The following is a 24835-nucleotide window of genomic DNA, read 5'->3' on the forward strand; positions in this document are numbered from 1 at the left end:
GGCTACATTCTGTTCTTCGTCTTAGCCGTAGCCGGTGCGGACCACGGGTCTTCGGGCCAGGGATGCCTGGGGTAGCGCCCACGCATCTCTGCCCGAACCTGGGAGTAAGGACCAGACCAGAAGGACGCGAGATCGTCCGTGACGGCCAAGGGTCTTCCTGCCGGGGACAACAAATGAAACAACACAGGGACCCTACCCTCCACGAGGCGGGGCGTGCGGTCCCAACCGAAGCATTCCTGAAGCTTGACCGCCACCACCGGGCGGCCGTCGTCGTGACCCGAACCATCCGAAACCTCGGGGTAGTCGATCCGGACACGCGAACCACTCGGCACCGCCAAGCGCTCCGGCACGAGGTCTTCGAGCCGGGCAGCCTCCGGCCATGGGAGCAGGCGCCTCAAAGGGTCGACGAGGTTGATGGAACTCACGGAGGCGCCGGCGGCAATCGTCTCCAGCTCCGGGCCCAGCCAATTCTCCAGCGTGGACAGCAGCGCGGCTTCGCGGACGTCAGGCCACGGACTTCCGAGCTCGCGGTGCAGCAATGCAAGGCGCCGGCGCAGGGCGTCAGCTGCGGTGGACCAGCCGATTATGGATAACCCCGCCTTCTCCAACGACTCGGACACGGCACGACGGCCGGATTCAGCGGTGGGGCGGACGGGTGTGGAGGACAACATGATGGCGCCTAACCTCCGCTCCAGCCTGGCCATTACCCGGCCTTGGTCAAACTTCGCCTGCACCGTCTCCGTGAGGAGATCCGGCGCGGCAGCTTCCGCCATTTCAAGCGACAAGGGCGCGGCGGAACGGATGACCGCGCCCGTTCCTGCGGCGTCACGCCCCTGCGCGCGCGACACTTCGGCAACTGCCAGCCAGTCATGCCCGGACAGTGGACTCCCGGCGGGGAGCCCGGCCCGCGTCCCGGACGAAAGCAAGTACGTGCTGGATCCATCGCCGGGAACACGCCTGGCCACGCGGTCCGGGAATGCCAGCGCCACCACGAAGCCGGGCGCTTCCCTCGTAGTGACATCGATGGCAGCCTTGGGACGCACGACGGCGGCGGTCTCCTTCCGTACCGACGTCTCCTGCCGTACCAACGTCTCCATCCGCTTGACGTCTTCGGCGAACCGACGGGCTCCTGGCTCTGATCCCGAACGCAGCGCAGAGAGCAGCTTGGTGAGGTCAGCGCCGGGTGCTCTTTGATCGCCGGCCACGAGTGCCACTGTTTCAGCCGCCGCGCGTCGGCCAACCACAGCCGATCCGTCCAGCAAGGCGCGGGCAAGCCGTGGGTCGGCTGGGATACGGGCCAAGGCCTTGCCCACGGCATTGACTGTTCCGTCCCGGTTGACAGCACCCAGTTCCCGGAGGACCTCCACGGCATCGTTCATGGCTGCGGCAGGTGGTGCGTCCGGGAGCCGCAAGGCTGAACCACCGGGCGCGCCCCAGCAGGCAAGGACCAAGGCAGCGCTGGTGAGGTCGGCAACGGAGATTTCGGGGGTCTGATGCGCCGGAGCTGCAGCATAGGCTTGCTGGTCATAGCAGCGAACCACCGTGCCCGGTCCCTGTCTAGCCGCGCGACCGGCGCGTTGATCTGCCGAGGCGCGCGAACAGGAAACCGTCACGAGTCCGGACATGCCGCGGCCGGCGTCCCGACGCGGTTCTCTTGAAAGCCCCGAGTCAATGACCAGCCGTACGCCGGGGACGGTCAGGGACGATTCAGCCAACGACGTTGACACGATGATCCGGGGCGGCCCGCCGGGTTCACGTCCGGATACCGCGCGGTCCTGGGCTTCCGGACCGATCTGGCCATGCAACTCGAGCACCTCCACACCTTGTGGCAGCAGCCCGCGAAGGCGAGTGGCGACGTCGGTAACTTCCCGGGCTCCCGGGAGGAAAACCAGCGCGTCTACCTCGAGGTTCTGGCTTAGGGCCGCTGTGTGCGAGCCCGCTGCCGTGCGGGCCACGTGATCGAGGAAACTTCGGGACACGCCCCGAGCATCCAATCGATGCTCGCGGGCCGGAGCCCACTGGACCTCCAACGGGTACAGCGCGGAAGGGCAGTCGACGACGGGAGCCGGCCCACCGCCGTCGAGCCCTGTCCCAAGCAGCTCTGCGAAACGCGGAGCGTCGAGGGTTGCCGACATGGCCACCAGCGTGAGGTCACCGCGCAACTCACGAACCTCCGCGAGCATGCCCACCAGGAGATCCGTTTCGAGTCCACGTTCGTGGACCTCATCCAGGACCACGGCGTGGACGTCTTCAAGGCCGGGATCAGCCAGAAGACGTCGAAGGAGAATGCCTGGCGTGACGAATTCGACCACGGTGTCCTGGCTGACTTTGCTTTCACCTCGGACGGTATAGCCCACCCTGCCACCCAGGCGGCTTCCGTCCAGCGCGGCCAGGCGGCGTGCGGCTGAGCGGGCGGCCACACGCCGCGGTTGGGTGACGACGACGTGGGGCTGGACCGCTTGCCGCTGGACCGTTTGCCGTGCGGAGACAAAATTGGCCAACAGTGGTGGGACCAGTGTGGTTTTACCTGTACCGGGCGGCGCCTGCACCACTGCCGTTCCGCCGTCGCCCTGGTTTGTCAGTGCCTCAGCCAGGTTCGCAAGGTAATCAGCGAAGACGAGCCCCGTACCGATGGTGTCCAGTCTGAAAGTCACCAGACCATTGTCCCCGCTGCGTGGTGCAGGAAAGGCCACGCCCCATCAAGGGGGCGTGGCCTTTCTCATGATGCTGCTCTTGTAGTGCTGTGTATCTAGCCGATAGTGGAGGCATCGATGACAAAGCGGTAGCGGACATCCGAGGCAAGAACCCGCTCATAGGCATCGTTGATCTTGCTGGCCGGGATGACCTCGATTTCGGCGCCCAGGCCGTGCTCCGCGCAGAAGTTCAGCATCTCCTGCGTTTCACGGATCCCGCCAATCGCTGAACCGGCAAACCGGCGACGACCCATGATCAGCGAGAACACGTTCACCGGCAGCGGTTCGGCCGGAGCGCCGACGTTGACCAGCGTGCCGTCCAGCGTGAGCAGCTGCAGATAAGCGCTGATGTCGATGGAGGCGCTGACGGTGTTGATGATGAGGTCGAAGGTGCCTGCGAGCTGCTCGAACGTGGAGGGATCGCTGGTGGCGTAGTAGTGGTCCGCACCCAAGTTGAGCCCGTCCTCCATCTTCTTCAGTGACTGCGACAGAACTGTCACCTCTGCGCCCATGGCGTCGGCAATCTTGACGGCCATGTGCCCGAGTCCGCCAAGACCAACGACGGCGACTTTCTTACCGGGGCCGGCGCCCCAGTGGTGCAGAGGCGAGTAAGTGGTGATGCCGGCGCACAGCAAGGGTGCGGCGACGTCGAGGTCCAAACCTTCCGGGATGGTAACCACGAAGTCCTCATTCACCACGACGTTGCTGGAGTAGCCGCCCTGGGTGATGGTGCCATCGCGGTCAACGGCGCCATAGGTGCCCACGTTTCCCTGGAGGCAATACTGTTCCTCACCTGCCAGGCAGTTCTTGCACTCCTTGCAGGAATTGACCATGCAGCCAACGCCTACGCGGTCACCCACCTTGTGCTTGGTGACGTCCGAGCCAACCTCGGTGATGATTCCTGCAATCTCGTGGCCAGGGGCCAGAGGATACTGCTGCGGGCCCCAGTCACCCCGAACCGTGTGGATGTCCGAGTGGCAGATACCGGCGAACTTGATGTCAATGTGGACGTCGTTCGGGCCGACCTGGCGACGTTCGATGGTGGTCAGGGTCAGGTCGCCCGTGGCCGAGGGGGCAGCGTAAGCGTTAGCGGTAGGCATGTTTCTCCTGCGTGGTGAACGTTGTTGGATGTTTCCATCTAACCTGCTTTCCCCGAATCGAAGGAGTTACTGCTGTTAGGGGTAATGACAGGGACTCCCTTAGCGGGCCAAAGGTCATACCGTTGAACCATGGACAACCGGACCGAGACGCGCGACTTCCTCTCCACACGGCGGGCGAAGATCACTCCCGAGCAAGCGGGACTTGCCGCCTATGGCGGCAACCGTCGCGTACCGGGCCTCCGCCGCGGCGAAGTGGCCATGCTTGCCGGAGTGAGCGTGGAGTACTACACCCGTCTGGAGCGTGGAAACCTCGCCGGCGTCTCGGAAAGCGTGCTGGAATCCTTGGCGAACGCCCTGCAACTCGACGACGCCGAACGCGCCCACTTGTACGACCTTGCCCGCGCAGCGAGTGAAGGTGGTAAGTCACGACGCCGGCCGGTGCGGAAACAGGCCATCCGGCCTGGCGTGCAACTCACCCTGGATGCCATTAGCGGCTCACCCGCCTTCATCCGCAACGGTCGCTTGGATCTCTTGGCGACCAACGCCCTGGGGCGGGCTTTGTACTCCGATATTTACGACAGTCCGGCCGGGCCGCCCAACCATGCCCGCTTCCTTTTCCTCGATCCACGCAGCCGTGATTTCTACACAGATTGGGAACGCGCGGCCAACGACACCGTGGCCATTATGCGGACAGAGGCAGGCCGTGACCCCTACGACCGCGGACTCAGCGACCTGGTGGGCGAGCTGTCCACTCGCAGCGAAGAATTCCGGGTCCGCTGGGCCTCCCATAATGTCCGTCAGCATTACACGGGGAAGAAGCACTTCCGGCATCGGATAGTTGGCGATCTGCATTTGTTGTACGAAGCCCTTGAGCTGTCCGCCGATGCCGGTTTGACCTTAACGGTCTACAACGCGGAACCCGGCACCGGTACGGCGGATGCCCTGCAGTTGCTCGCAAGCTGGGCCGCGACGACCCTCGCGACCCCTGAGGATTCCGGGCCCCTCCGCAACATTCACAACAAGTAATCCAGCCATCAACTTCACAAAGGAACCATGGATATCTTTCCCAAGACCACCAGCACCAAAGGTCCGGCCGAGCTGTTCACTGGCGACGTCTACTTTGACGTCATCGCTAGGGGTGATGAGCCGTCGCAGCTGCGGGTGAACATCGTCCGTTTCTCGCCATGCTCGCGGACCGCGTGGCACACCCACGCCGCGGGGCAAACCCTTCATGTCACCGACGGAGTCTGCTTGGTGCAGGCACGCGGTGGTGAGGTGCAAGTGGTCCAGCAGGGCCAAACCATCTATACGCCCCCTGGTGAATGGCATTGGCACGGCGCAGCTCCGGACCACTTTATGAGTCACTTGGCTATGTGGGAAACCGCCGGCGTCACTGACGGTTCGGAGACGACGTGGGGTGAGTTGGTCACTGACGAGGAGTACGGCTACTCGGAGTAATCGAGGGTGATCGGTTGTTGATGACGCATTGACGGGGGTTTAGGGGGCGGAAGTAACGGGCGAAGCAGACGTTGCACAGCCGTGAGGAGACCAACGCGTGGGCACGGACCCAACTGGACCACGCTCCGGAATCCCCTCTTCTTTGCCGTCATACAGGAGGGTCATTGCAGAGAGCTAATAATGTCAGAGCTCCATGACAGGGTTTATGTATGGGAATCATCGGGCAGGTCGTGGCACGGCGGGCGGGTTCGCCACGCGCCGATGCCCTGCTGCGTCAGCGGTCCCTGAGGTCCACGAGTGTCCCTGTCCGGACGGCCACGTTAAGGGGTTCGACGGCGACCGACACTCTCGCGGGTAGCTCTCGAGGCGCTGGGCTGCTTCCCGGATTCGAGTCATTGAGCGGCTTACCGGAGTTCAGCACAAGTGACGGCGTGAACTCCATGGACGCTGAGGCTGGTTTGCCCGTAGTCTTGGCCGCCGACATCAAGCGCAGAGCAAGTCTGACCGAAGCCGGCCGGCCTTCACCCAGTGCTGTGGGCGAGCCGCTTGAGCAGGCGAGCGAAGCCTTGGGGTCGCTTCGTAAATCCGTAGCCGATGAGGCGCGGTTGTTTGGTTTTGTTGAGGCCGCTGATTTTGCGGGCAGGGTCGAGGAGATGTCCCGGTCGTTGGAGTACTTGCAGGTCGTCGCGGCGCAGGCGGTGGAACGGACCCGGCAAGAAGCACAGCAAGCAGGACCCGGGTTGTCTGGGGCCGCGCCGGGATGGCGGACGGGGTGGTCTGAACCGGAGCCAGAACCCAACCCGGCATCAGCTGCCGCTGGTGAAGCACGCTCCACTAACACGGCACCTTCCGTGGATGAGGCCGGTTCCGTAGTCGGCGAGGGTTCGGTAGTCGGCGAGGGTTCTGGAGGACGGGCCGCCGCTTCAACAGTGAGCCCTTTGGATGACGGGTACCGGAACGCCGCTGAGTTCCTTCGGGCCCGGTTGCGGATCAGCATCGGTGAAGCCCGGCGCAGGCTCGCCCTCGCCCCCGATGTCCTTCCGCAGGCTGGACTGGCCGGGCAACAGATCCCGGCCCGGCGCGAAATGCTGGCCGAAGCCCTCTCCTCAGCCCTGGTGCCTACCCGGTCGGCGACGATCATCAGCACCGCCCTGGACACTGTCCGGCAACTCACCGATGAAGACACCATCACCCGGATGGAACACGCCCTCACCGCCACGGCCGTTGAATCCGACCCGGACTTCGTCACCAAAATGGCCAAACGCTGGACCGACAGAATCGACCAGGACGGCCCCGAACCGTCCGAAGAAGTTCGCCGCCAACTCCAAGGCGCGTTCCTCCGCCGTCGACGCCGCCACGGACTCCACCACCTCGAAATCTTCGCCACCGCCGAACAATACGAAACCCTGGCCACGGCCATGAACACCGCCACCAACCCCAGACTCACCGGCCACAACGACGAGCCCGGCACAGGATCGCAGCCCGGACCAAGCGGCCCGGACCTGGACCGGCGCAGCCGGGCACAGAAACTCCTCAACGGCCTCGTCGGCGCCTGCGCCGTCGCGATGAGCACCGGGAAACTGCCCTCCAACGGCGGCCTCCGACCCCAACTCACCGTCACCATCGACCACCGCGACCTCTTCAAACGACTCAACAACCACCAACGGCTCAGCACCGGGACAGCGACGTTCACCGGCCCCATCCACCCGAACACCATCCGCAAAATCGCCTGCGACGCCGACATCATCCCCGTCCTGCTCGGCAGCGAATCCCGCGTCCTGGACATCGGCCGCACCACCCGGATCTTCCCACCCCACATCCGCAAAGCCATCACCGCCCGCGACCAAGGCTGCGCCTTCCCCGACTGCACCATGCCCGCACCCTGGTGCGAAACCCACCACACCACCTACTGGTCCCACGGCGGCACCACATCAACCAACAACGGCACCCTGCTCTGCAGCCACCACCACCACCTCATCCACAAAGAAAACTGGCGCATCGACATGACAACCGGCGTCCCCTGGTTCATCCCCCCACCCCACATCGACCCCAACCAAACACCCCGACGCAACCACCACCACACACCCCACAGAACATAGGGATGTCGTGATTTGTCAGCTCTGCTTGTCTGCCAATTCTGCGATCTTCCGCTCCAACGCAGTTCGTTCGGCGGCGTTTGAGCACAGGTCGAGTGCCTCGAGCAGGGCCACCCTTGCCTCCGCGAGGCGACCCAGCCGGGTGAGGAGTTCGCCTCGCACTGTCTGCACGAGGTGTGAGCCATGCAGCTCACCCCTATCTGCAAGGGTATCCACAAGGTGGAGCCCTACGCCCGGACCCGCAGCCATGGCAACCGCGACTGCATGATTCAGTTCAATGACAGGCGATGGAACAAGACGCCCGAGTGCCTCGTACAGGATTACAATTCGTTGCCAATCCGTCTCCCCTGCTGTCCGAGCCACCGCGTGGCATTCCGCAATGGAAGCCTGCAATCCGTAGGCGCCAAGACCGCGGCCGGCCGCCACCGCCGTCGAAAGTGCCGCCCTGCCCCGGCGTATCGCAGACTGGTCCCAACGGCGACGATCCTGGTCTTCGAGTAGGACGGGCTGCCCGGCAGCGTCGAGCCTGCCTGGAAAACGTGCGGCCGTCAGTTCCATCAGGGCTAAGAGGCCAAACACTTCGGGCTCAGGTGCTAGCCGAACCAGCACACGGGCGAGACGACGTGCTTCGCCGGCCAGTTCTGTGCGCATCCACGAGTCGCCGCCGGACGCAAAGGCACCTTCCGAGAAAATCAGGTAGAGCACCTGCAGCACTGATCCCAGCCGCTCCGGTACATCAGTTTTCTCCGGCACCGTAAACGGAACGTGCGCTGCCGCCAGGGTTTTCTTGGCTCGTGTAATGCGGGCTTGGACAGTGGGAACGGGGACCAGGAACGACTTGGCAATCTCCTCCGTGCCCATACCACCCACTACTCGAAGTGTCAGCGCAATTCGCGACTCCTTGGACAACACGGGATGGCAGGAGACAAACATCAATGCGAGAACGTCGTCATCGATCGCTTCCGGGTTGAACAGAGTGTCCACGCCCGGCTCCTCCTCGGAGAGGTCACGGGCCAGCAGGGCGTACTTTTCATCGCGGAGAGCACGCCGTCGGAACGAATCGATCGCCCGACGCCGGCCGGCAGTCAGGAGCCAACCCGCCGGTTCCGCGGGGATGCCGCTGACAGACCACGACACGAGAGCTTCTGCGAGCGCCTCCTGAGCGAGGTCCTCTGCCAGGGTGAAGTCGCCCATGTAGCGCGCAAGGGCGCCGACGATGCGGGCGGATTCGCTCCGCCACACCGCTTCGACGGCGGCCCTTGCCTCATTGCTGCTCACGCCAGTCGCTATTGACCGAAGTTTCCGTGATGAACCTCAGAGCTGGCCGGTCTGCTCGCGCCACGCGCGTTCCTTTTGGATCCATTCGTTGTCCTGAGGGAACTCGTCAATGCTGGTGACGCGCCGGATTTCGGTCTTGGTACCAGCAGTCATCGGAGCGCGTTTGGCCCACTCGATTGCTTCCTGCTTGGATGCGACGTCCAGGATGTAATAGCCGCCGAAGAGTTCCTTTGTTTCTCCGTAGGGGCCGTCAGTGACCACCGGGGTTTCACCAGTGAAGTCCACCACCACTCCGTCCTTGGCGTCGTCCAGGCCTTCAGCAGCCAAGAGGACTCCGGCGCGGATCAGTTCGTCATTGAATTTGCCCATGGCTTCGAGGATCTCGTTGAAATCGATGTTCTCGAACTTGGCGTAAGAAGCGTCGTCTGCCCGCATGATCAACATGTATTTCGCCATTTGACTCAATCTCCTGTGTCGTGGAAAGTCGCCCTTCGACCTTCTCATTCATAGGTCGAACAGTGCGAGCAGAAATCGACAACTAGTTGAAAACAAATTCCCTGCTCTTTGCGGGCGCCACCGGAGTAGTCTGAAGGGACGGTGGGAAAGGATTCTGTTGAGTCCGCCGGTAAGTGGTTCGAGGCATCATGGCACCGGAGCGTTCGTCCGATGAAATTCAGCCGGACCGGGGTGCCGCCCGGACGGTCCTTACATACTCCGCCCTGTTGAAGTCCGTGCGCAGCGCCGGATTGCTGAAACGCCGCCGGGGTTTTTACATCACGGTCTTTGTGATCCTGATGGTGGCGTGGGCGGGAACTTGGAGTGGCTTCCTTTTGTTACGGGATACGTGGTTTCAGCTCCTCATTGCGGCGGGAATGGGTGTGGTTCTCACCCAGTTCGCGTTCTTGGCCCATGAAGCGGCCCACCGCCAGGTGTTCAAGTCCAAAGGCATGAATGAGTGGTCCGCGCGGCTCGTTGGTACGGGCCTGGTGGGTATCAGCTACTCAATGTGGGCGCAGAAGCACACCCGCCATCACAACTTTCCCAATGTCATCGACAAGGACCCGGACATCCACACCGGCGCTATCGCCTTTCACCCTGAAGCAGCAAGCACCCGCCGGGGCGTCATGGTTCTGGTCACGCGCAAGCAAGGCTGGTTGTTGTTCCCGTTGTTGTTCTTCCTCGGCCTCAGCCTGCACATTGATTCCTTGAAGTACCTGCTCCATCAAAGAAAAGTGGATCACCGCTGGGTGGAGATCCCGGTCATTATGCTGCGATTGCTGGTGGTGCCTATTTTGGTGTTCTCGTTGCTGCCGTTAGGCATGGCGTTCGCTTTCCTCGGAGTGCAGTTGGGCGTGTTCGGCTTCTACATGGGTGCGTCTTTTGCCCCAAACCACAAAGGCATGCCCATCCTGCCCAGTTCAACCAGGACTGACTTCCTCAACCGTCAGGTGCTCACTGCCCGGAACATCTCCGGCGGCCGGTTCATGGACACGTTGATGGGCGGACTGAACCGGCAGATTGAGCACCATCTCTTCCCGGACATGCCTCGCCCCTACCTGCACCGCGCCTCCGCCATCGTGAAGGAGTGCTGCGACGAACTGGGCATCCCCTATACCGAAACCAGTTTGGTGGCGTCTTACGCGGCGGTGGTGAAGTACTTGGACGACGTTGGACTCTTCGCGGGCGAGCCCTTCGAATGTCCGGTGGTTGACCAGTTCCGGCCGCGATAAGGCCATCGTCAGGCGCTACGAAAAGGATCCCCCGGATGTATCCGGGGGATCCTTTTGCCGTAGCCGTCCTAAGCCGTCCTCACAATGACATCAGCGGCCGCCTCCTCCGATGACCCCGGTCTCAACAGCTTTGGTCACGGCGTCAGCTTCGGCTTGGGTCAGTTTGCCGTCCGTGACCGCCTTGTCCAGCTTGGTCTTCAGTGCAGCGGAACGTTCCGCTTGGTTTGCTGCACGGATTTCTTCCAGTGCCGTGGTGACCTTGGCTTCGTCGACGTCCAATGCTTCAGCGAGCGACTTAGCCACGGCAGCATCCTGCGCTGTGCGGTCCGGCTTGGTTCCTTCAGTTCCTTCGGTAGGCGGAGTGGTGGGTTTGTTTGCCTCACGGAACGCCTTCAAGGCTTCGGTGACCTTGGCTTCGTCCACACCGAGCTTTGTGGCCAGCTCCGCGGCTATTTGTCCCCGATCGCGTCCGTGGCCACCGGGCTTGCCCCCACGGTCTGACGGGGTGGTTGCATCCGCGGATGACGTGGCGCTCGGCGACGGGGTGGTAGCCGCCGTCGCGATGCTGGTTGCCCCCAGCCCTGCGCCTAGTGCCAGCGCTCCGGCTGCCATGCCCAGGGTGATTCTCTTGATTTTCGACATATGCCTCTCCTCAATGAGCCGTTGGTACGGCTGGTGTCTGAGGGACGGTCAATGGTTCCGTCCTCTTAAACACGATGAGAGACCCACCACAGCACAGGCTGTTTCGAACCTGTCATTCGGCTGTGAAAGTGAACCGGAGCCTGTGAGGGCTGTCCTCAGCGGACGGCGGGCTCAGCGGACGCGGTCCAGCGCGTCCAGCAACCTCTTGACCGATCCACCCAGATTCCAGTCATTGGCCAGTTTCTCAAGTTCAGTGCGAGCAGCTCCTGTGACGGGGCGAAGTTCAGCGCCTGCTTCTTCAAGCGTCGGCACCTTCAAGTCGCGCACGACATTCACGACGGCGGGCGCCACCTTGAGATAGTCAGCCGCCGCGGACAGCTTGGCCCGGACGGAAGCCGACAACCCGCCGTCGGGGGCTTCGGCCGCCTCAAGAAGTCCTTGCAATGAACCGTGCGTGCCAAGCAACGACGCCGCCGTCTTTTCGCCGATGCCGGCGACTCCGGGAAGCCCGTCGGAGGCATCGCCCCGGAGTGTTGCGTAGTCGGCGTATTGCTGGGGCAGGACACGGTACTTGCCCACCACTACGACGTCGGTGACAACTTCCAGGTTCTTCATGCCGCGGGCCGTGTAAATGATGCGGATCCCGCGGTCGTCATCCACGAGCTGGAATAGGTCGCGGTCACCAGTAACCACATCCGTCGGGAAGGTCGCCAGGCTCGCATAGGTCCCTATGACATCATCCGCCTCATGGTCGTCGATGCCCACCACAGCAATCCCGGCAAGTTCCAGTACCCGGCGGATCATGGGAATCTGCGCCTCAAGCGGGTCGGGGACAACCTCCACATCCGGGCCGTCCGGAACGATCTCCGCGACTCTGTGCGACTTGTAGCTGGGGATGAGGTCCACGCGCCATTGCGGGCGCCAATTGTTGTCCCAACAGGCCACCAGGTGCGTGGCTTCGTAGTCGGTGGTGAGCCGGGCGATCATGTCCATCAGCCCCCGCACTGCGTTCACGGGCGTTCCGTCGGAACGGCGGATGGAATCGGGCACACCGTAGAAGGCGCGGAAATACAAGGAGGCAGTGTCCAAGAGCATCAGTCGCGGCATACCTGATCCTGACATGCCCATGGTTCAATTCGCCGGAAGCTACACAAGGTTCCGTCATAAGACTCTTCAAGGACTTGAACACGGGTGTGAGCCGCATTACGATTATTTGAGCGATAATAGAACACGTTGTTCTATTATCGAACACCCAATGAGATAGCCCACAAAGAAGTGAGGAAAGCCCGTGCAGTTCCATCACCACGGTTACGTATCCGGTGACCCTCGAGTCGAGCAGGCGGCCGGCGTCGGAATCAACCGCCCAGCCGAGCTTCCCGACGAAGTTGACGTCCTCATCGTGGGCACTGGCCCTGCCGGAATGCTGACCGCGGCGCAGCTGTCCCAGTTCCCCGACGTCACCACACGTATTATTGAGCGCCGACCCGGGCGCTTGTCCATCGGCCAGGCCGACGGCATCCAAGCCCGCAGTGTCGAGACTTTCCAAGCCTTCGGGTTCGCGGAGCGCATCACCGCCGAGGCCTACCGCATCACGGAAATGGCGTTCTGGAAGCCGGACCCCGCTGACCACTCCCGCATCGTCCGGGCCGCACGGGCAGTGGATGACCCAGCCGGCATCAGTGAGTTCCCGCACCTGATCGTCAACCAGGCCCGTGTGCTGGACTACTTCGCTGAATTCATGGCCAACTCCCCCACACGTATGACACCTGACTACGGTTACGAATTCCAAGGACTCAACGTCACCGGCGAGGGCGAGTACCCTGTCGCCGTAACGCTGGCCCACACGTCCGGGCCCAACGAAGGCCAGGAGAGGGTCATCCGCGCCAAATATGTGGTGGGTGCAGATGGTGCGCGCAGCAAGGTTCGTGAGTCCATTGGCTGCCACCTTGCCGGCGACCAAGCCAACCACGCGTGGGGCGTCATGGATGTCCTTGCCGTCACCGATTTTCCGGACATTCGCACCAAGTGCGCCATCCAGTCCGGCGCGGGAGGCAGCATCCTCCTGATCCCCCGCGAGGGCGGCCACCTGTTCCGCATGTACGTGGACCTTGGCGAAGTTAATCCCAATGACAAGGGCGCAGTACGCAAGACGACCATTGAGCAGATTATCCAGAAGGCCAACGACATCCTCCACCCGTACACCCTGGACGTCCGCAACGTCGCCTGGCACAGCGTTTACGAGGTAGGCCACCGCCTTACGGACAGGTTCGACGACGTTCTGCCGGAGGATCGCGGGACGCGGACGCCACGGGTGTTCATCACCGGCGACGCCTGCCACACCCACAGCGCCAAGGCCGGTCAAGGCATGAACGTCTCCATGCAGGACGGTTTCAACATCGGCTGGAAGCTCGGACACGTCCTTGAAGGCCGCAGCCCCGAAAGCCTGTTGGACACATACTCGGCCGAGCGCCAGGTAGTGGCGAAAAACCTCATCGACTTCGACAAGAAGTGGTCCACGCTGATGGCCAAGAAGCCTGAAGAGTTCGAAGACCCCGCAGAACTGGAGACTTTCTACACCAGCACCGCCGAGTTCCCCGCCGGCTTCATGACGCAGTACGCGCCCTCAATGCTGGTGGCCGAAGCAAAGCACCAGGAACTAGCCACCGGCTTCCCCATCGGCAAGCGCTTCAAGTCCGCTCCCGTCCTTCGGGTGTGTGACACGAACCCCATGCACCTCGGCCACCACGCAAAGGCTGACGGCCGCTGGCGCATTTACGTCTTCGCCGACGCTGCGCAGGCAGGCGCTGCGGGACCCGTGGCGAACTTCGCCGAGTGGATCGCGAACTCGCCGGACTCACCGCTGGCCGCGACGCCGTCGGACGCCGACCGCGACGCCTGGTACGACGTGAAGGTGATCTACCAGCAGGACCACACCAACGTTGATATCAACGCCGTACCTGCAGCCTTCAAGCCGACGGTCGGTCCCTTCAAGCTCACCTACCTAGAGAAGGTCTTCGGCACGGACCCGAACGCAGACATCTTCGAGCTGCGCGGCCTCAGCCGCGATGGCGTGGTTGTAATCGTCCGCCCAGACCAGTACGTCGCCAACGTGCTGCCCTTGACCGCGACGGCGGAGCTCGGCGAGTTCTTCGCACCGATGCTTTCGGCGGGGCGTCCTGAAGCGCCTGCGACAAAACCGGGCCTGGTGAGTAACCAGGCCTAACCGCGAGGGGCAGCACCCGGAAGTTCGTGGCTGCGCAGTTCGAGCAACGAATCTGGTTTTTGACCTGCCCTGAGCGTAGAACAGGCTTATGGCCGTCATGAACGGATCCTGGAGAGTTCAGCACCACGCTGAAGCACTCGCCTACTTCAGGGGGCCTCCCAAGACATCCCGACAAGTCACCAAACGTAGCACGCCATCCCCGGAAGCTCTGGCGGAGGACCGGTAACAGGGCGAGAATTAGCTGGTGGTCCCTCCTCGCGCCGGCGAGGGCGGCAACACTCTGAATAACGCCGCCCGAAAGATCCAACGCGTCTACCTCACATTGACGCTGGGCAATACCGTTGCGGCCTCCTTCATCTGGGGCATCAACACCCTGTTCCTTCTGGATGCCGGCTTGAGCAACCTGGAGGCTTTCGCCGCCAACGCCTTCTTCACTGCAGGCATGGTCCTCTTCGAGGTCCCCACGGGCGTTATTGCTGATGGGTGGGGCCGGCGCGTCTCGTTCCTGCTGGGTACTGTGACACTTGCCGTATCCACCTACCTGTACTTCGTCATGTGGCAGATCTCTGCGCCGTTCTGGATGTGGGCGGTGGTGTCCGTCCTCCTGGGCCTCGGCTTCACATTCTTCTCTGGCGCTGTTGAGGCATGGCTCGTCGATGCCCTGCGCTTCTCGGGTTACGAAGGCGGCCTGGAATCAGTGCTCGGCCGCGGTCAGATGGTGCAAGGAGTAGCGATGCTGACGGGGTCAGTGGCGGGCGGGGTTATTGCCCAAGCCACCAACCTTGGCGTGCCGTTCCTCCTGCGCGTGCTGGTGCTGCTCGCCATGTTTGCTGTCGCGTTTGGACTCATGCACGACGTCGGCTTCTCGCCTGAGCGTTCGACGCACCCCCTCCGCGCGACCCGAGCTGTGCTGTCCGCCTCGATCGAGAATGGTTTGAAAAACCCGCCAGTCCGGTACGTGATGTTGGCAGCCCCCTTTAGTGCCGGCGTCGGGATCTATGTCTTCTACGCACTGCAGCCTTATCTGCTGGACCTGTTTGGCGACCCCAAGGCGTACTCCATTGCAGGTCTGGCCGCAGCGATCGTGGCGGGATCGCAGATCCTGGGAGGCTGGCTCGCCCCGCACGCCCGGCAAATGTTCCACAAGCGCACGTCCGTGCTGATCCTCGGTGCGTTGGCGGGCGGCGTCATCCTGCTGGTCCTTGGATTCACGCGTATCTTCTGGGTGGCGCTGGTGTTGCTCGCGCTGTGGGCTGTTGTGGGTTCCGCGGCCACACCCGTCCGGCAGGCATATGTGAACGACATGATCCCATCGAAGCAGCGGGCCACCGTCCTGAGCTTCGATTCACTGATGGGTTCCAGCGGTGGCGTAGTGATCCAGCCGCTGCTGGGCCGGGGCGCTGACCTCTACGGCTATCCAGCATCCTTGGCCATGGCGGGTGTCATCGAGCTCATCGCAGTGCCGTTCCTGCTGGGCAGCCGGAAGCAGGGCGCGGCTGCCGACCGTGCCAGCACAGCCGAAACCGCATCAGACACAGAATTCCTGCCATGAGCGCCGTGTTTGGAGGCATGGCTGCCAGCCTTGATGGGTACATCGCGTCACGGAACGGCGATCTTTCGTGGCTGAACGACGCCATGGCAAGGGACGAGGACTACGGTTTTGAAGCGACCGAGCGCAGGACCGGGGCTTACATCATGGGGGCCAACACCTACCGCGAGGTATTAAGGATGGGTGGCGGAGGGTCCAAGGTTCCAACTTATGTGGTCACGCACGATCAAGCGCTTGCCACCAAGGGCAAGGCAGAGCTCTTCTCCGGCGATCTGCACGACCTCGTTGCCCGCATTAAGGGATCCATTCCGGCAGACAAGGACATCTGCTTGTTCGGCGGGGGCGGGTTGGTCACGGAGTTCGTCGAGCTGGGCCTGATTGACGAACTCGGAGTGTCCATCGTCCCCGTTATCCTTGGCGGCGGAGTCCCGTTCTTCGGCCAGGTCAGTCAGTGGACAAAACTAGAGCTTCTGGACTGCCGCAAATACCCGTCAGGGATCGTGCTGCTGAACTACAAGGTGAAGGACAAAAGAAAAGTGCCCGACGGCGGCTAGTCACCTTGAGCGGCTAGTCACGTCGGGCGGGCAGCGGCGCCAGAAGCACCCACTGGTGCTCAAGTACGCAAGAATGAGATCAACCACTACTGAAAGCGCGGTTGGCAAGTGATCTCCCTACAGCAGGACCCCCAAGGCTTCATCCGAATGAGCAGGCACTTTCCCGCCAGCGTTTCGGTAGCCGTCGTATTTGCGGATGGAACCCAGGAGGTATTCACTGGGCTGCGGCTCAACCAGATCTACGACGAAGCCCTCGCAGCCTACCGCGCGGGGAATCACCTGGATGCAAAAGGGTTCGACCGGGGGCCCAAGAAGAAGGTACAGCAGGGCATCGAATTCGTGCCGGTCTCGCCGGGAATGTCCAGCTGACTCAGCCTCTTCGCAAGCTATTCCAACTTTCCGGATGCGTGATCGACGCAGAAAGGCGTCCACGGCCGGGCCTCAAGCCTGCCCTCAGGGATGGCTACGCCGCAAACCGCGCACCGTCCGTAGGTTCCCCCTGCGATCCTCGCCAGCGCCTGTTCGATCTGCTCCAAACCAACCCGGCTTTGGTCCAGTAGTGCGGACGCCTGGGAGAGTTCGAAAGCTATGGTGCTGCCTTCAGGATCATGTTCGTCGTCCACATTGGAATCCTGACGGGCCAGGCTCACCGAGGTGATGTCGCTTCGCAGCGCCTTGAGCAGTTCGAGTTTGCGACTCCTTTCCTCCTCCAGGAGGAACCGAAACCGCTCAGTATCAACCACGTCGGGTCATAGTTCTACTGTGCCGCTCTCGCCCACGCTGAACCGGGAGTGGGTGACCTTGGACTTGACCCATTGAAGTACCGTTGCGGCCGTTCCGCCCGGGCTCGTCCAATACTCTGCCGAATCTGAATCAACGCGAAGCAGGCAAACCTCCGGAGTGTCAGGGCCATCTGGGAACCATGCCTCTACAACCTGGTTCCACATCCCATGGATCTTCTGCCGGTCCGTGACAACCTCGGCAGTCCCGGCTACGGAGACCCACTCTGTGTTCTTGCCAAAGGAAACATTCACCCGCGGATCCTGCCTTACATGGGCAACCTGTGAGGTTCCCAGCCCCGTAAAGAACCACATGTCGCCGTCGTCCTGCACTTGCTGGACAGCCAGCGGCCGGCTGACCAGCGCCCCCGCCTCGTTGACGGTTGTCAGCATGCCGATCTTGGAATCGTTGATGATGTCCACAACCTTGCTGATTCCCGGCTCTTCAGTCATACCTCGCCTCGTTTCTCTTCGTTCCGGAGCTTTCCCCGATCGTCCAGCCTATTAGTAAGACTACTGATTCAATAGGCGAGTAAGGAATGCCGATAGCAGTACAAAAAACACGAGGCTTTCCGGGAATCATGCTGCACCTCTATCCGTTCTCATTATTAATGACATGCCGACGGCGGTCAGGCTTGTCCCATGCGGGCCAAGCAAAACGACGGGAAGTTTGGGGACTGCCATGACGTTTATTGAAACCATTGACCGCCTGAGGACCGCGCACCTTATGGTCCGGGACGCCAACGAATGGGACGGACTTTCAGCCGCCCTCTCGGCCGCCTACAACACCAATGACGACGACCTCATAGAACAGCTGCAGCCGCCGTTTCTCCAGTCGTGGCGCACGGTCACGCACTACGTCCTGCGGGACACGTTCGATGCTGCCGGCATCTCCGTGAGCGACCCAACCCACCCTTGGGGAATTGCCACCTTGACCGCCAACGGCATCAGCCGCGAACCTGTTCTCTGCCACGTGGACCTGGCAGACCCGCAGGGCTCGACGGGCGCCGCCGCCGACGGACCAAAGTTACTCACTTTCGCCGAGGCCATGACCTATTACGCTGATTGCCTCGCTCCACTGTTCGAACACGTAAATGAGGGTCAGACACTGAACGTTAGGTGAGGCACCCGCGGATGAAATCAACCCTGCCTTGCTGGTGGCGGGCCCTCTATGACAGTGGGTATGTACTCGAGAAGCTGCGAGCGGCCATCGAACGTCCGGCTGTCCACCAATTCCAAGGCGACATCCGGGTAGCCGTCATAGATTCGCTCACTACCGGTCCTCCCGGTGATCACGGGAAAGATTACCAAGCGATACCTGTCCACCAGACCGGCCGTCAGCAGGGAACGGCAAAGGCTCAAGCTGCCCAGAGTGCTCAACGTGCCGGTTCGGGTCCGCTTTAGTTCCCGGACAGCTTCCACAGCGTCACCCGAAATGAGTTCCGAGTTGGGCCATGCCAAGGGCTCCTTCAGAGTGGAGGAAAAGATGATCTTTGGCATGGCAGCCAACCCGCTCAGGCTGGCGCCCTCTTCCTCTGAAAACCCCGAGCTGTCTTCAGAGGCTTCTTCCGACATGCTGGACATCACCCGATACGTGTTCGCGCCCATAAGTGTGGTGAAGTCCTTCTTCGCCTCTTCGTCCAACCAGGCCAGGTATTCCGGACCTTCCAATCCCCACCAGCCGGGCCAACCTTCGGCAGACGCGTAGCCGTCCAAGGAAATGATCAGGTCCACCATCAGGGTTGCGGTCGTCTCACTCATAGCAGTCTCCTAGGTTTACGGTGCGCGTTGACCGTGCGCGGAAATGCTAGCCCCGGAGCAATTGGAGGTTCAAGGGGTTCGCGCTAGAGAAGGAGAAGGACGAACCCGCCCAGGGTGCTCAGTATCCCAACACCAGTGAGGATCCAGCCGAGAATCAGAACAGTGTTGTCGTGGCGGGGCGGATGCAGCGAGCATCGGGAGGGGTGGCAGAGGTCGTAGTGGACCAGCACAGCGCGTGATTCAACGCTCCCGTCGCGGGCAGGGATATCCAGCAGGACCTTTTGTTCCTCGTTCGCCCGATCTACCCAATGCAGTCCCAGAAATCCGCCTGCGGCGAACTGTTCTCCCTCGGCGGTAGTCCAAACGCATCGACGCTTGGCAATGACCCACGCCCACAAAAGCAGCGGCACGCCGGGGACAAACCCCACCCACGTCATCATTTCCAGGATGGGGCCGAGAACATCCAGTGAACCGGCCATGAGTCGATCCTAAGCGTAGGAAGTGAACATAGCGGAGGAAGTGACGATTCACCACCCGTGCGATATGGACGTCAGACTGTCCGGTCAACCCGTGAACGCCAAAGCAGGTACACGCAGAAAGGGCCGCTCCCCCAAGCGCTGAGCCGGTGACCACCCACGCGCCCGCCGTCGGGACTGTGGTGATGACGATGATCGCAGCCAGACCGCCACCGCCTGAGACGCCGAGGATGCCGGAGGATGTCAGTGCAGTCCTGCCCGCGTGGGCATCCGTGACGTGCGAGGCTTGATCCATGGACCTGGAAATTTCGCCCTCACTGACGATCCCCGCCGCGGAACTCAATTGGCGATTCTCCCGCTCCTCCGGACCGGGCGGTCAACACGTCAACACCACGGACAGTCGGGCCGAATTGATGTGGAACGTTACCGCTTCTGCCACCCTGACAGATGAGCAGCGGTCGTTGCTGCTCAAACGCCTGGGGCGAAAACTCGTCGGCGGTACCATCACCGTGACCGCATCGGAGGAACGATCCCAGCTGCGTAATCGTGAGATCGCCATGGCCAAGCTCGCTGAGCTCATAAGAACGGGCCTCGTCCCGGAATCCGTCCGCCGTGCTTCCAAACCGACGCGCGGTTCCGCTCGCCGCCACCGCGCCGCAAAAGAACTCAGGTCCGCAACCAAACAACAACGACGCCGGCCTGCCGCCGAGTAGCCCCGGGCATTCCTTCGGGCAAAAGTGACTAAGTACTAATGATTTCAACCCACTGCGAACGCCACTCCGGGGCCTGGAATGCATCACTCCAGTAAGCAGTCTCCTTGGCTATCCTGCGATCGCGAAATTCGAAGATGAAGACTGTTTTATAGGTGGGTCCGCCGTAGTCCAGCAGCGCCTCAGCCACCACCAGGTTCCCACCGCTGAGCAGACGCCGGGGTGTGATGGTGGGCAGCTGCGGAAAAGCGTTGTAGATTCCCCTGCGATTCTCGGCGCCGCGAACCACTTCCCCGGATTGGGGCCAATGCATCACGGCGTCGTCGTGGAAGAGCTCATCCATGACTTCGATGTGTCGATCGTTGATGCAGTCGATCAGCCGCTTGACTATGTTCTCGTTGGCGTCCTGCTCATTGACGCCTTGATCACTGACTATTTGTTCAGCCATGATCGGCATTGTCCTCTTGGGGCCCGGATTGCGCCATGGCTTGTTGTCGCCGGTTCAGGTTTTCTTGATGAGGTGACGCGTCGACTTCTCCAGGGCGACATGGGCTAGCTGGATCTGAAGCTGACCTTGCCACTGGAGCCGAACCAGCGGATGCTACCTCCCTGGTAGTCCTGCACGACGGTGCCGGCAGAAACGTACTCATCGGAGATCGGGTAACCGAGCTTGCCCTTCTCGAACCCGTGCTGGGCCCAGAGGTTCCTGATCGCACCCATGCTGAGGTGTGCGCCGCTGGCAGGTGAGTAGTAGATGGACCCGTTTTCGTACGCCTGTCCGACGCCACTGTTCACCATGCCTCGGATCTCGTCCGTGACCGGGTACCCCAAGATCCCCGCCTCGTAGCCGAGGGAGGCCCATTTGCGGCGGATCAAGCCAGTACTGACGTGCGCTCCGGTTGCGGGCGTGAAGTAGATGGAGCCACCTTCGTATGCTTGACCGATGCCGCCTTTGGCCATGCCGGTTATCTCGTCCGTGGTTGGGTAGCCGAGATAGCCTCTTTCGTACCCGGTGGCACCCCACGCAGCACGGATGGCACCCATACTGATGTGCACGCCTGTGCTCCCGCCCCAGTAAATGGAGCCGTTCTGATATGCCTGGCCCAAGGCTCCCCGGGTCATCCGTAACTCATCGGACGCCGGGTAACCGAGAAATCCGTTTTCAAAGCCTGTTGAACCCCACTTGCCGCGTATCACTCCTGTGTTGAAGTAGGTACCGGATAGTGGCGAGTGATAGATGGAGCCATTTTGGAAAGCTTGGCCGGCTCCACCATTTTTGAGGCCATACATCTCGTTGCTGATGGGATCACCGGCGTAGGCAGGGCCCCCGATTGCTGCATATTTGTTGGTGATTGTCCCGAACGGTGAGCTGCTGTAGGGCGTGAAGACGTCGTCCACGGCGCCCATGATGATGCGGTCACCGGGCCGGTTGGTCTTCAGGAGCTGGTTTACGGTCCCTAAGTGCGTTGAAATGCAGCCAGCGCTCGGGACGTTGCCGGCGTGGAAGAAGATCGCATAGGACGCCCCTTGGACTGTTGGCATGTCCGGGTATCGGTTCCAGTTGATCACTGCGGCCTGCTCATAGAATCCTTGATTCATGTATGTCCAAAGGTTCTCGTCGGATTCGCCGCCTAGCCCCTCGAAATACTGGTTATAGGTGGGCCCGTGCTCACCGCCCCAGCGGGAACTGGGGTTCACCTTGTAGTACTTCAGCGCGGTCCCCGGATTCGATCGACCTAAGGCCTCCGTGAAACTGAAGCTTCCGGTGGGAGACTTCCAAGTGTCTTCCCATGCAAGGTTCTGGGCCGAGAACCCCTTGGAACCGGCGAAGCCGGTGGTTTGCCACTCCTGCGCGTACCCGCTCCCCGCCCGTACACACCCCGTGATGACCACGGCCGACTGTGAACGGTCTGTCGCAGTGGCAAAGGTGACACGATTGGCCGCGTAAGACGGAAACTTCACCTGCCCGGAGCTGAGGCGTTGACACGGGTTGAACACCTGCGCGCCCGCTTCCGCCGGGACCGCGAACACCAGCGACGACGCCGCCAAAGTTGCCGCAAGGAACCAGGCGGACACTATTTTTCTGATCACGAGTCTTCCCCCAACGAGACAATCAAGCGAAAGATTCACAGTGAAACTTTCAAAGCAGCGCGAACGCCCCCGGACAAAAGGTTATGGGACCGCCTGGCAAGTTCCCCACATGGCCACAGCGAATCGCGTTGGTTACTGGCGCCCGATAGAGTCGTTTCAATGGACAGCAAACTGACAATTGCCAGGCACCAAGCTTCCACCCAAGGGTCAGCACAGTTTGCCGACGCTGAGGATGGGTTCGTCAGGGTCCGTGGAGCCCGCGAGAACAACCTCCATAACGTGGACGTGGACGTACCCCGTGATGCAATTGTCGCCTTCACAGGAGTTTCAGGATCCGGGAAATCGTCCCTGGCGTTTGGCACGATCTTTGCCGAGGCCCAGCGCCGCTACTTCGAATCCGTGGCCCCGTACGCCCGGCGCCTCATCCAACAGGGCCACAATCCGAAGGTAGAGACGATAACAGGGCTGCCACCCGCCGTCGCCCTCCAACAGCGCCGGGGCACGGCAACCGCCCGTTCCAGCGTCGGCACACTGACCACGCTGTCCAATTCCCTGCGAATGCTCTTCTCGCGAGCCGGGAGCTATCCGGAAGGCGCGCGACAGTTGGACTCCGACGCCTTCTCCCCCAACACTTCCGCTGGTGCTTGCCCTGAATGCCACGGACTGGGAGTCGCCCACACGGTCACGGAAGAGTCCTTGGTTCCTGACCCGTCCCTCAGCATCCGTGATGGTGCCATCGCCGCGTGGCCCGGCGCTTGGCAAGGCAAAAATCTCCGCGACATTCTCACTCATCTTGGTTACGCCGTCGACACGCCATGGAGGAAGCTCCCCAGGAAGGACCGCGACTGGATCCTCTTCACCGAAGAACAGCCCGTAGTGGAAGTGACGCCGCAACGGGACCGCGTCGCCAAGCCCTACAAGGGCCGGTTCTGGAGCGCCAAAAGCTATGTGCTCCACACCCTGGCCGACTCCAAAAGCACCACGATGCGTGACAGGGTGCTGCGCTTCATGGAAAGCGGGCGCTGCCCGCAGTGTGGCGGCAGCGGGCTCCGGCCGGAAGCACTGGCTGTGACCTTCGCCGGCAAGACCATCGCTGAGCTCAACGCGCTGCCGATGACCGACCTGGCCAACATCATCCGTCCCACCACGGAATTGACGGCAGCCGGCACAGCCTCACGGACAGGGAACTCCGGTGAAACCAACGAGGTAGCCGTCGCCATCACCCGCGACCTACTGAACCGGCTCACGGTACTTTTGGATCTGGGCCTGGGTTACCTTGCGCTGGGTCGTCCAACACCGACCCTCTCTCCCGGCGAGATGCAACGCCTCAGGATCGCCACCCAGCTGCGTTCCGGGCTTTTCGGCGTCATTTACGTGCTTGATGAACCATCTGCAGGACTTCACCCGGCCGATGCCGAGCCGCTCCTCGCTGTGCTGGACCAGCTCAAGACCTCAGGCAACTCTGTGTTCGTAGTGGAGCACAACATGGACTTCGTCAAGGCAGCCGATTGGCTTGTCGATGTCGGACCCCGCGCGGGCGATGGCGGAGGACAGGTCCTGTACAGCGGTCCCGTGGCCGGACTTGCTGACGTACAGGATTCCATCACGCGGCCGTTCCTGTTCCCTGACAGCCACAAACCGAATCCACCAAAAGAGACCCGTCCACCAAAAGAGCCCCGCCAGCCGAAGGCGTGGCTCAAGCTTCAGAACATCAACCGGCACAACCTTCGGGACTTGGAAGCTGAGTTCCCGTTAGGCGTGCTTACGGCGGTGACTGGCGTGTCCGGCTCGGGTAAGTCCTCCCTGGTCAGCCACGTTCTCGCCGAGGTTGTCGGGGCCGAGCTGCACCCCGACGCAGACGCTCCGCACGAAACAAACAATGTGGGCCTGGTATCCGGGCTCCACCAGCTCGACCGGCTCGTCAAGGTGGACCAGAAGCCCATCGGGCGGACCCCGCGCTCCAACCTGGCCACCTACACCGGGCTCTTTGACGGAGTCCGGAAGGAGTTCGCAGCCACTGAGGAAGCCCGTGCCCGTGGCTTCGGGGCTGGCCGGTTCTCCTTCAACGTAGCCGGCGGTCGTTGCGAAACCTGCCAGGGAGAAGGGTTCGTGGCTGTGGAACTATTGTTCCTCCCCGGGAGTTACGGGCCCTGCCCCGAATGCCACGGTTCGCGGTTCAATCCCGAAACCCTGGAAGTCACCTACAGTGGACACAATATTGCCGACGTCCTGGGCATGACCGTGAACATGGCTTCCGAATTCCTGGCTGATCTTCCCGGCGTTGCCCGCAGTCTCCAAACCCTTCGCGAGGTGGGCTTGGGATACCTCCGCCTGGGCCAGCCGGCCACCGAGCTTTCCGGCGGTGAGGCCCAGCGCATCAAGCTCGCCACCGAGCTGCAGCGCATCCAGCGTGGCCACACCCTTTATTTGCTGGATGAGCCCACTACTGGATTACACCCGGCCGACGTCCAACTTCTGATGGCCCAGCTGCACAAGCTGGTGGATGCCGGAAACACGGTCATCGTGGTGGAGCATGAGATGGACGTCGTAGCAGGCGCCGACTGGGTGATCGATTTGGGTCCCGGCGGTGGCGACGCCGGCGGCGAGATCATGGTCGCAGGCCCGCCAACCGTCGTCGCGCGTTCCCGAACAAGCCGGACAGCGCCCTACCTCGCTGCTGCCGGCCGGCGGTAAC

23 protein-coding genes are annotated in these 24835 nt (G+C 62.0%); 11 read left to right on the forward strand and 12 right to left on the reverse strand.

The features are described from left to right. Positions 1-2 precede the first annotated feature (2 nt). Together hrpB and AC0J5Z_RS13905 are read right to left on the reverse strand one after the other, a co-directional pair. A complete protein-coding gene (gene hrpB, locus AC0J5Z_RS13900) occupies positions 3-2654 on the reverse strand; it encodes an ATP-dependent helicase HrpB (protein WP_475033140.1) in 2652 nt (883 codons plus the stop codon). 95 nt (positions 2655-2749) lie between these two features. Next, positions 2750-3793 (reverse strand): NAD(P)-dependent alcohol dehydrogenase, encoded by a 1044-nt coding sequence (locus AC0J5Z_RS13905; protein ID WP_475033142.1) that lies wholly within the window; start codon positions 3791-3793, stop codon positions 2750-2752. A gap of 129 nt (positions 3794-3922) precedes the next feature. Here AC0J5Z_RS13905 and AC0J5Z_RS13910 point away from each other — a divergent pair, with 129 nt between their 5' ends. The 3 genes from AC0J5Z_RS13910 to AC0J5Z_RS13920 all read left to right on the forward strand — a co-directional run bounded on the left by AC0J5Z_RS13910 (position 3923) and on the right by AC0J5Z_RS13920 (position 7350). Next, entirely contained in the window at positions 3923-4819 is an 897-nt protein-coding gene (locus tag AC0J5Z_RS13910; RefSeq protein ID WP_475033144.1) for a helix-turn-helix transcriptional regulator, read from the forward strand. 27 nt (positions 4820-4846) lie between these two features. Further along, entirely contained in the window at positions 4847-5251 is a 405-nt protein-coding gene (locus AC0J5Z_RS13915; protein WP_475033149.1) for a (R)-mandelonitrile lyase, read from the forward strand. 209 nt (positions 5252-5460) lie between these two features. Then, entirely contained in the window at positions 5461-7350 is a 1890-nt protein-coding gene (locus tag AC0J5Z_RS13920; protein ID WP_475033153.1) for an HNH endonuclease signature motif containing protein, read from the forward strand. Positions 7351-7365: 15 nt separating this feature from the next. Here the strand turns inward: AC0J5Z_RS13920 and AC0J5Z_RS13925 are convergent, their stop codons facing one another. Further along, entirely contained in the window at positions 7366-8625 is a 1260-nt protein-coding gene (locus AC0J5Z_RS13925) for an RNA polymerase sigma factor (protein WP_475033155.1), read from the reverse strand. A gap of 36 nt (positions 8626-8661) precedes the next feature. Next, complete coding sequence (locus tag AC0J5Z_RS13930) at positions 8662-9081, reverse strand: YciI family protein (protein WP_475033158.1); 420 nt, start codon at positions 9079-9081, stop codon at positions 8662-8664. 188 nt (positions 9082-9269) lie between these two features. Here AC0J5Z_RS13930 and AC0J5Z_RS13935 point away from each other — a divergent pair, with 188 nt between their 5' ends. After that, positions 9270-10355 (forward strand): fatty acid desaturase family protein, encoded by a 1086-nt coding sequence (locus tag AC0J5Z_RS13935; protein WP_475033161.1) that lies wholly within the window; start codon positions 9270-9272, stop codon positions 10353-10355. A 90-nt stretch (positions 10356-10445) separates the two neighbouring features. Here AC0J5Z_RS13935 and AC0J5Z_RS13940 read toward each other — a convergent pair whose 3' ends face one another. Next, on the reverse strand, positions 10446-10997 hold the full coding sequence (locus tag AC0J5Z_RS13940) for a hypothetical protein (protein WP_475033163.1): 552 nt from the start codon (positions 10995-10997) through the stop codon (positions 10446-10448). 171 nt (positions 10998-11168) lie between these two features. After that, the gene (locus AC0J5Z_RS13945; RefSeq protein ID WP_475039701.1) at positions 11169-12119 is read right to left on the reverse strand and encodes a 5'-3' exonuclease; all 951 of its coding nucleotides are present in this window, start codon (positions 12117-12119) and stop codon (positions 11169-11171) included. A 166-nt stretch (positions 12120-12285) separates the two neighbouring features. Between AC0J5Z_RS13945 and AC0J5Z_RS13950 the strand changes: the two genes are divergently transcribed. From AC0J5Z_RS13950 to AC0J5Z_RS13965, 4 genes are all read left to right on the forward strand, one after another. Then, entirely contained in the window at positions 12286-14220 is a 1935-nt protein-coding gene (locus AC0J5Z_RS13950; protein ID WP_475033165.1) for an FAD-binding monooxygenase, read from the forward strand. A 244-nt stretch (positions 14221-14464) separates the two neighbouring features. Beyond that, on the forward strand, positions 14465-15772 hold the full coding sequence (locus AC0J5Z_RS13955; protein WP_475033167.1) for an MFS transporter: 1308 nt from the start codon (positions 14465-14467) through the stop codon (positions 15770-15772). Next, a complete protein-coding gene (locus AC0J5Z_RS13960) occupies positions 15769-16323 on the forward strand; it encodes a dihydrofolate reductase family protein (RefSeq protein ID WP_475033169.1) in 555 nt (184 codons plus the stop codon). The genes AC0J5Z_RS13955 and AC0J5Z_RS13960 overlap by 4 nt, the downstream gene beginning before the upstream one ends. A 108-nt stretch (positions 16324-16431) precedes the next feature. Then, complete coding sequence (locus AC0J5Z_RS13965; RefSeq protein WP_475033173.1) at positions 16432-16692, forward strand: hypothetical protein; 261 nt, start codon at positions 16432-16434, stop codon at positions 16690-16692. Positions 16693-16709: 17 nt separating this feature from the next. On the opposite strand, the gene AC0J5Z_RS13970 is transcribed toward AC0J5Z_RS13965, so the two are convergent. Both AC0J5Z_RS13970 and AC0J5Z_RS13975 read right to left on the reverse strand, forming a co-directional pair. Further along, positions 16710-17066: a TraR/DksA family transcriptional regulator gene (locus tag AC0J5Z_RS13970; RefSeq protein WP_475033175.1), complete on the reverse strand. Its 357-nt coding sequence runs from the start codon at positions 17064-17066 to the stop codon at positions 16710-16712. Positions 17067-17072: 6 nt separating this feature from the next. After that, entirely contained in the window at positions 17073-17555 is a 483-nt protein-coding gene (locus tag AC0J5Z_RS13975) for a pyridoxamine 5'-phosphate oxidase family protein (protein WP_475033177.1), read from the reverse strand. 229 nt (positions 17556-17784) lie between these two features. Between AC0J5Z_RS13975 and AC0J5Z_RS13980 the strand changes: the two genes are divergently transcribed. Continuing rightward, positions 17785-18225 (forward strand): hypothetical protein, encoded by a 441-nt coding sequence (locus AC0J5Z_RS13980; protein WP_475033179.1) that lies wholly within the window; start codon positions 17785-17787, stop codon positions 18223-18225. A 17-nt stretch (positions 18226-18242) separates the two neighbouring features. Here AC0J5Z_RS13980 and AC0J5Z_RS13985 read toward each other — a convergent pair whose 3' ends face one another. Both AC0J5Z_RS13985 and AC0J5Z_RS13990 read right to left on the reverse strand, forming a co-directional pair. Beyond that, positions 18243-18863 (reverse strand): dihydrofolate reductase family protein, encoded by a 621-nt coding sequence (locus tag AC0J5Z_RS13985; protein WP_475033182.1) that lies wholly within the window; start codon positions 18861-18863, stop codon positions 18243-18245. A gap of 83 nt (positions 18864-18946) precedes the next feature. Further along, a complete protein-coding gene (locus tag AC0J5Z_RS13990) occupies positions 18947-19342 on the reverse strand; it encodes a hypothetical protein (RefSeq protein ID WP_475033184.1) in 396 nt (131 codons plus the stop codon). Between the two features lie 290 nt (positions 19343-19632). On the opposite strand from AC0J5Z_RS13990, the gene arfB reads away from it, so the two are divergent. Then, positions 19633-20052 (forward strand): alternative ribosome rescue aminoacyl-tRNA hydrolase ArfB, encoded by a 420-nt coding sequence (gene arfB / locus AC0J5Z_RS13995; RefSeq protein WP_475033187.1) that lies wholly within the window; start codon positions 19633-19635, stop codon positions 20050-20052. Between the two features lie 28 nt (positions 20053-20080). Here arfB and AC0J5Z_RS14000 read toward each other — a convergent pair whose 3' ends face one another. Both AC0J5Z_RS14000 and AC0J5Z_RS14005 read right to left on the reverse strand, forming a co-directional pair. Further along, positions 20081-20497 (reverse strand): nuclear transport factor 2 family protein, encoded by a 417-nt coding sequence (locus AC0J5Z_RS14000; RefSeq protein ID WP_475033190.1) that lies wholly within the window; start codon positions 20495-20497, stop codon positions 20081-20083. Between the two features lie 104 nt (positions 20498-20601). Continuing rightward, positions 20602-22140, reverse strand: a complete 1539-nt coding sequence (locus tag AC0J5Z_RS14005) for a hypothetical protein (protein WP_475033195.1) — start codon at positions 22138-22140, stop codon at positions 20602-20604. A 159-nt stretch (positions 22141-22299) separates the two neighbouring features. On the opposite strand from AC0J5Z_RS14005, the gene uvrA reads away from it, so the two are divergent. Beyond that, positions 22300-24834: an excinuclease ABC subunit UvrA gene (uvrA, locus tag AC0J5Z_RS14010; protein WP_475033199.1), complete on the forward strand. Its 2535-nt coding sequence runs from the start codon at positions 22300-22302 to the stop codon at positions 24832-24834. Position 24835: the final 1 nt, after the last annotated feature.

It is taken from the genome of Paenarthrobacter sp. TRD_SC_7, from assembly GCF_056156245.1.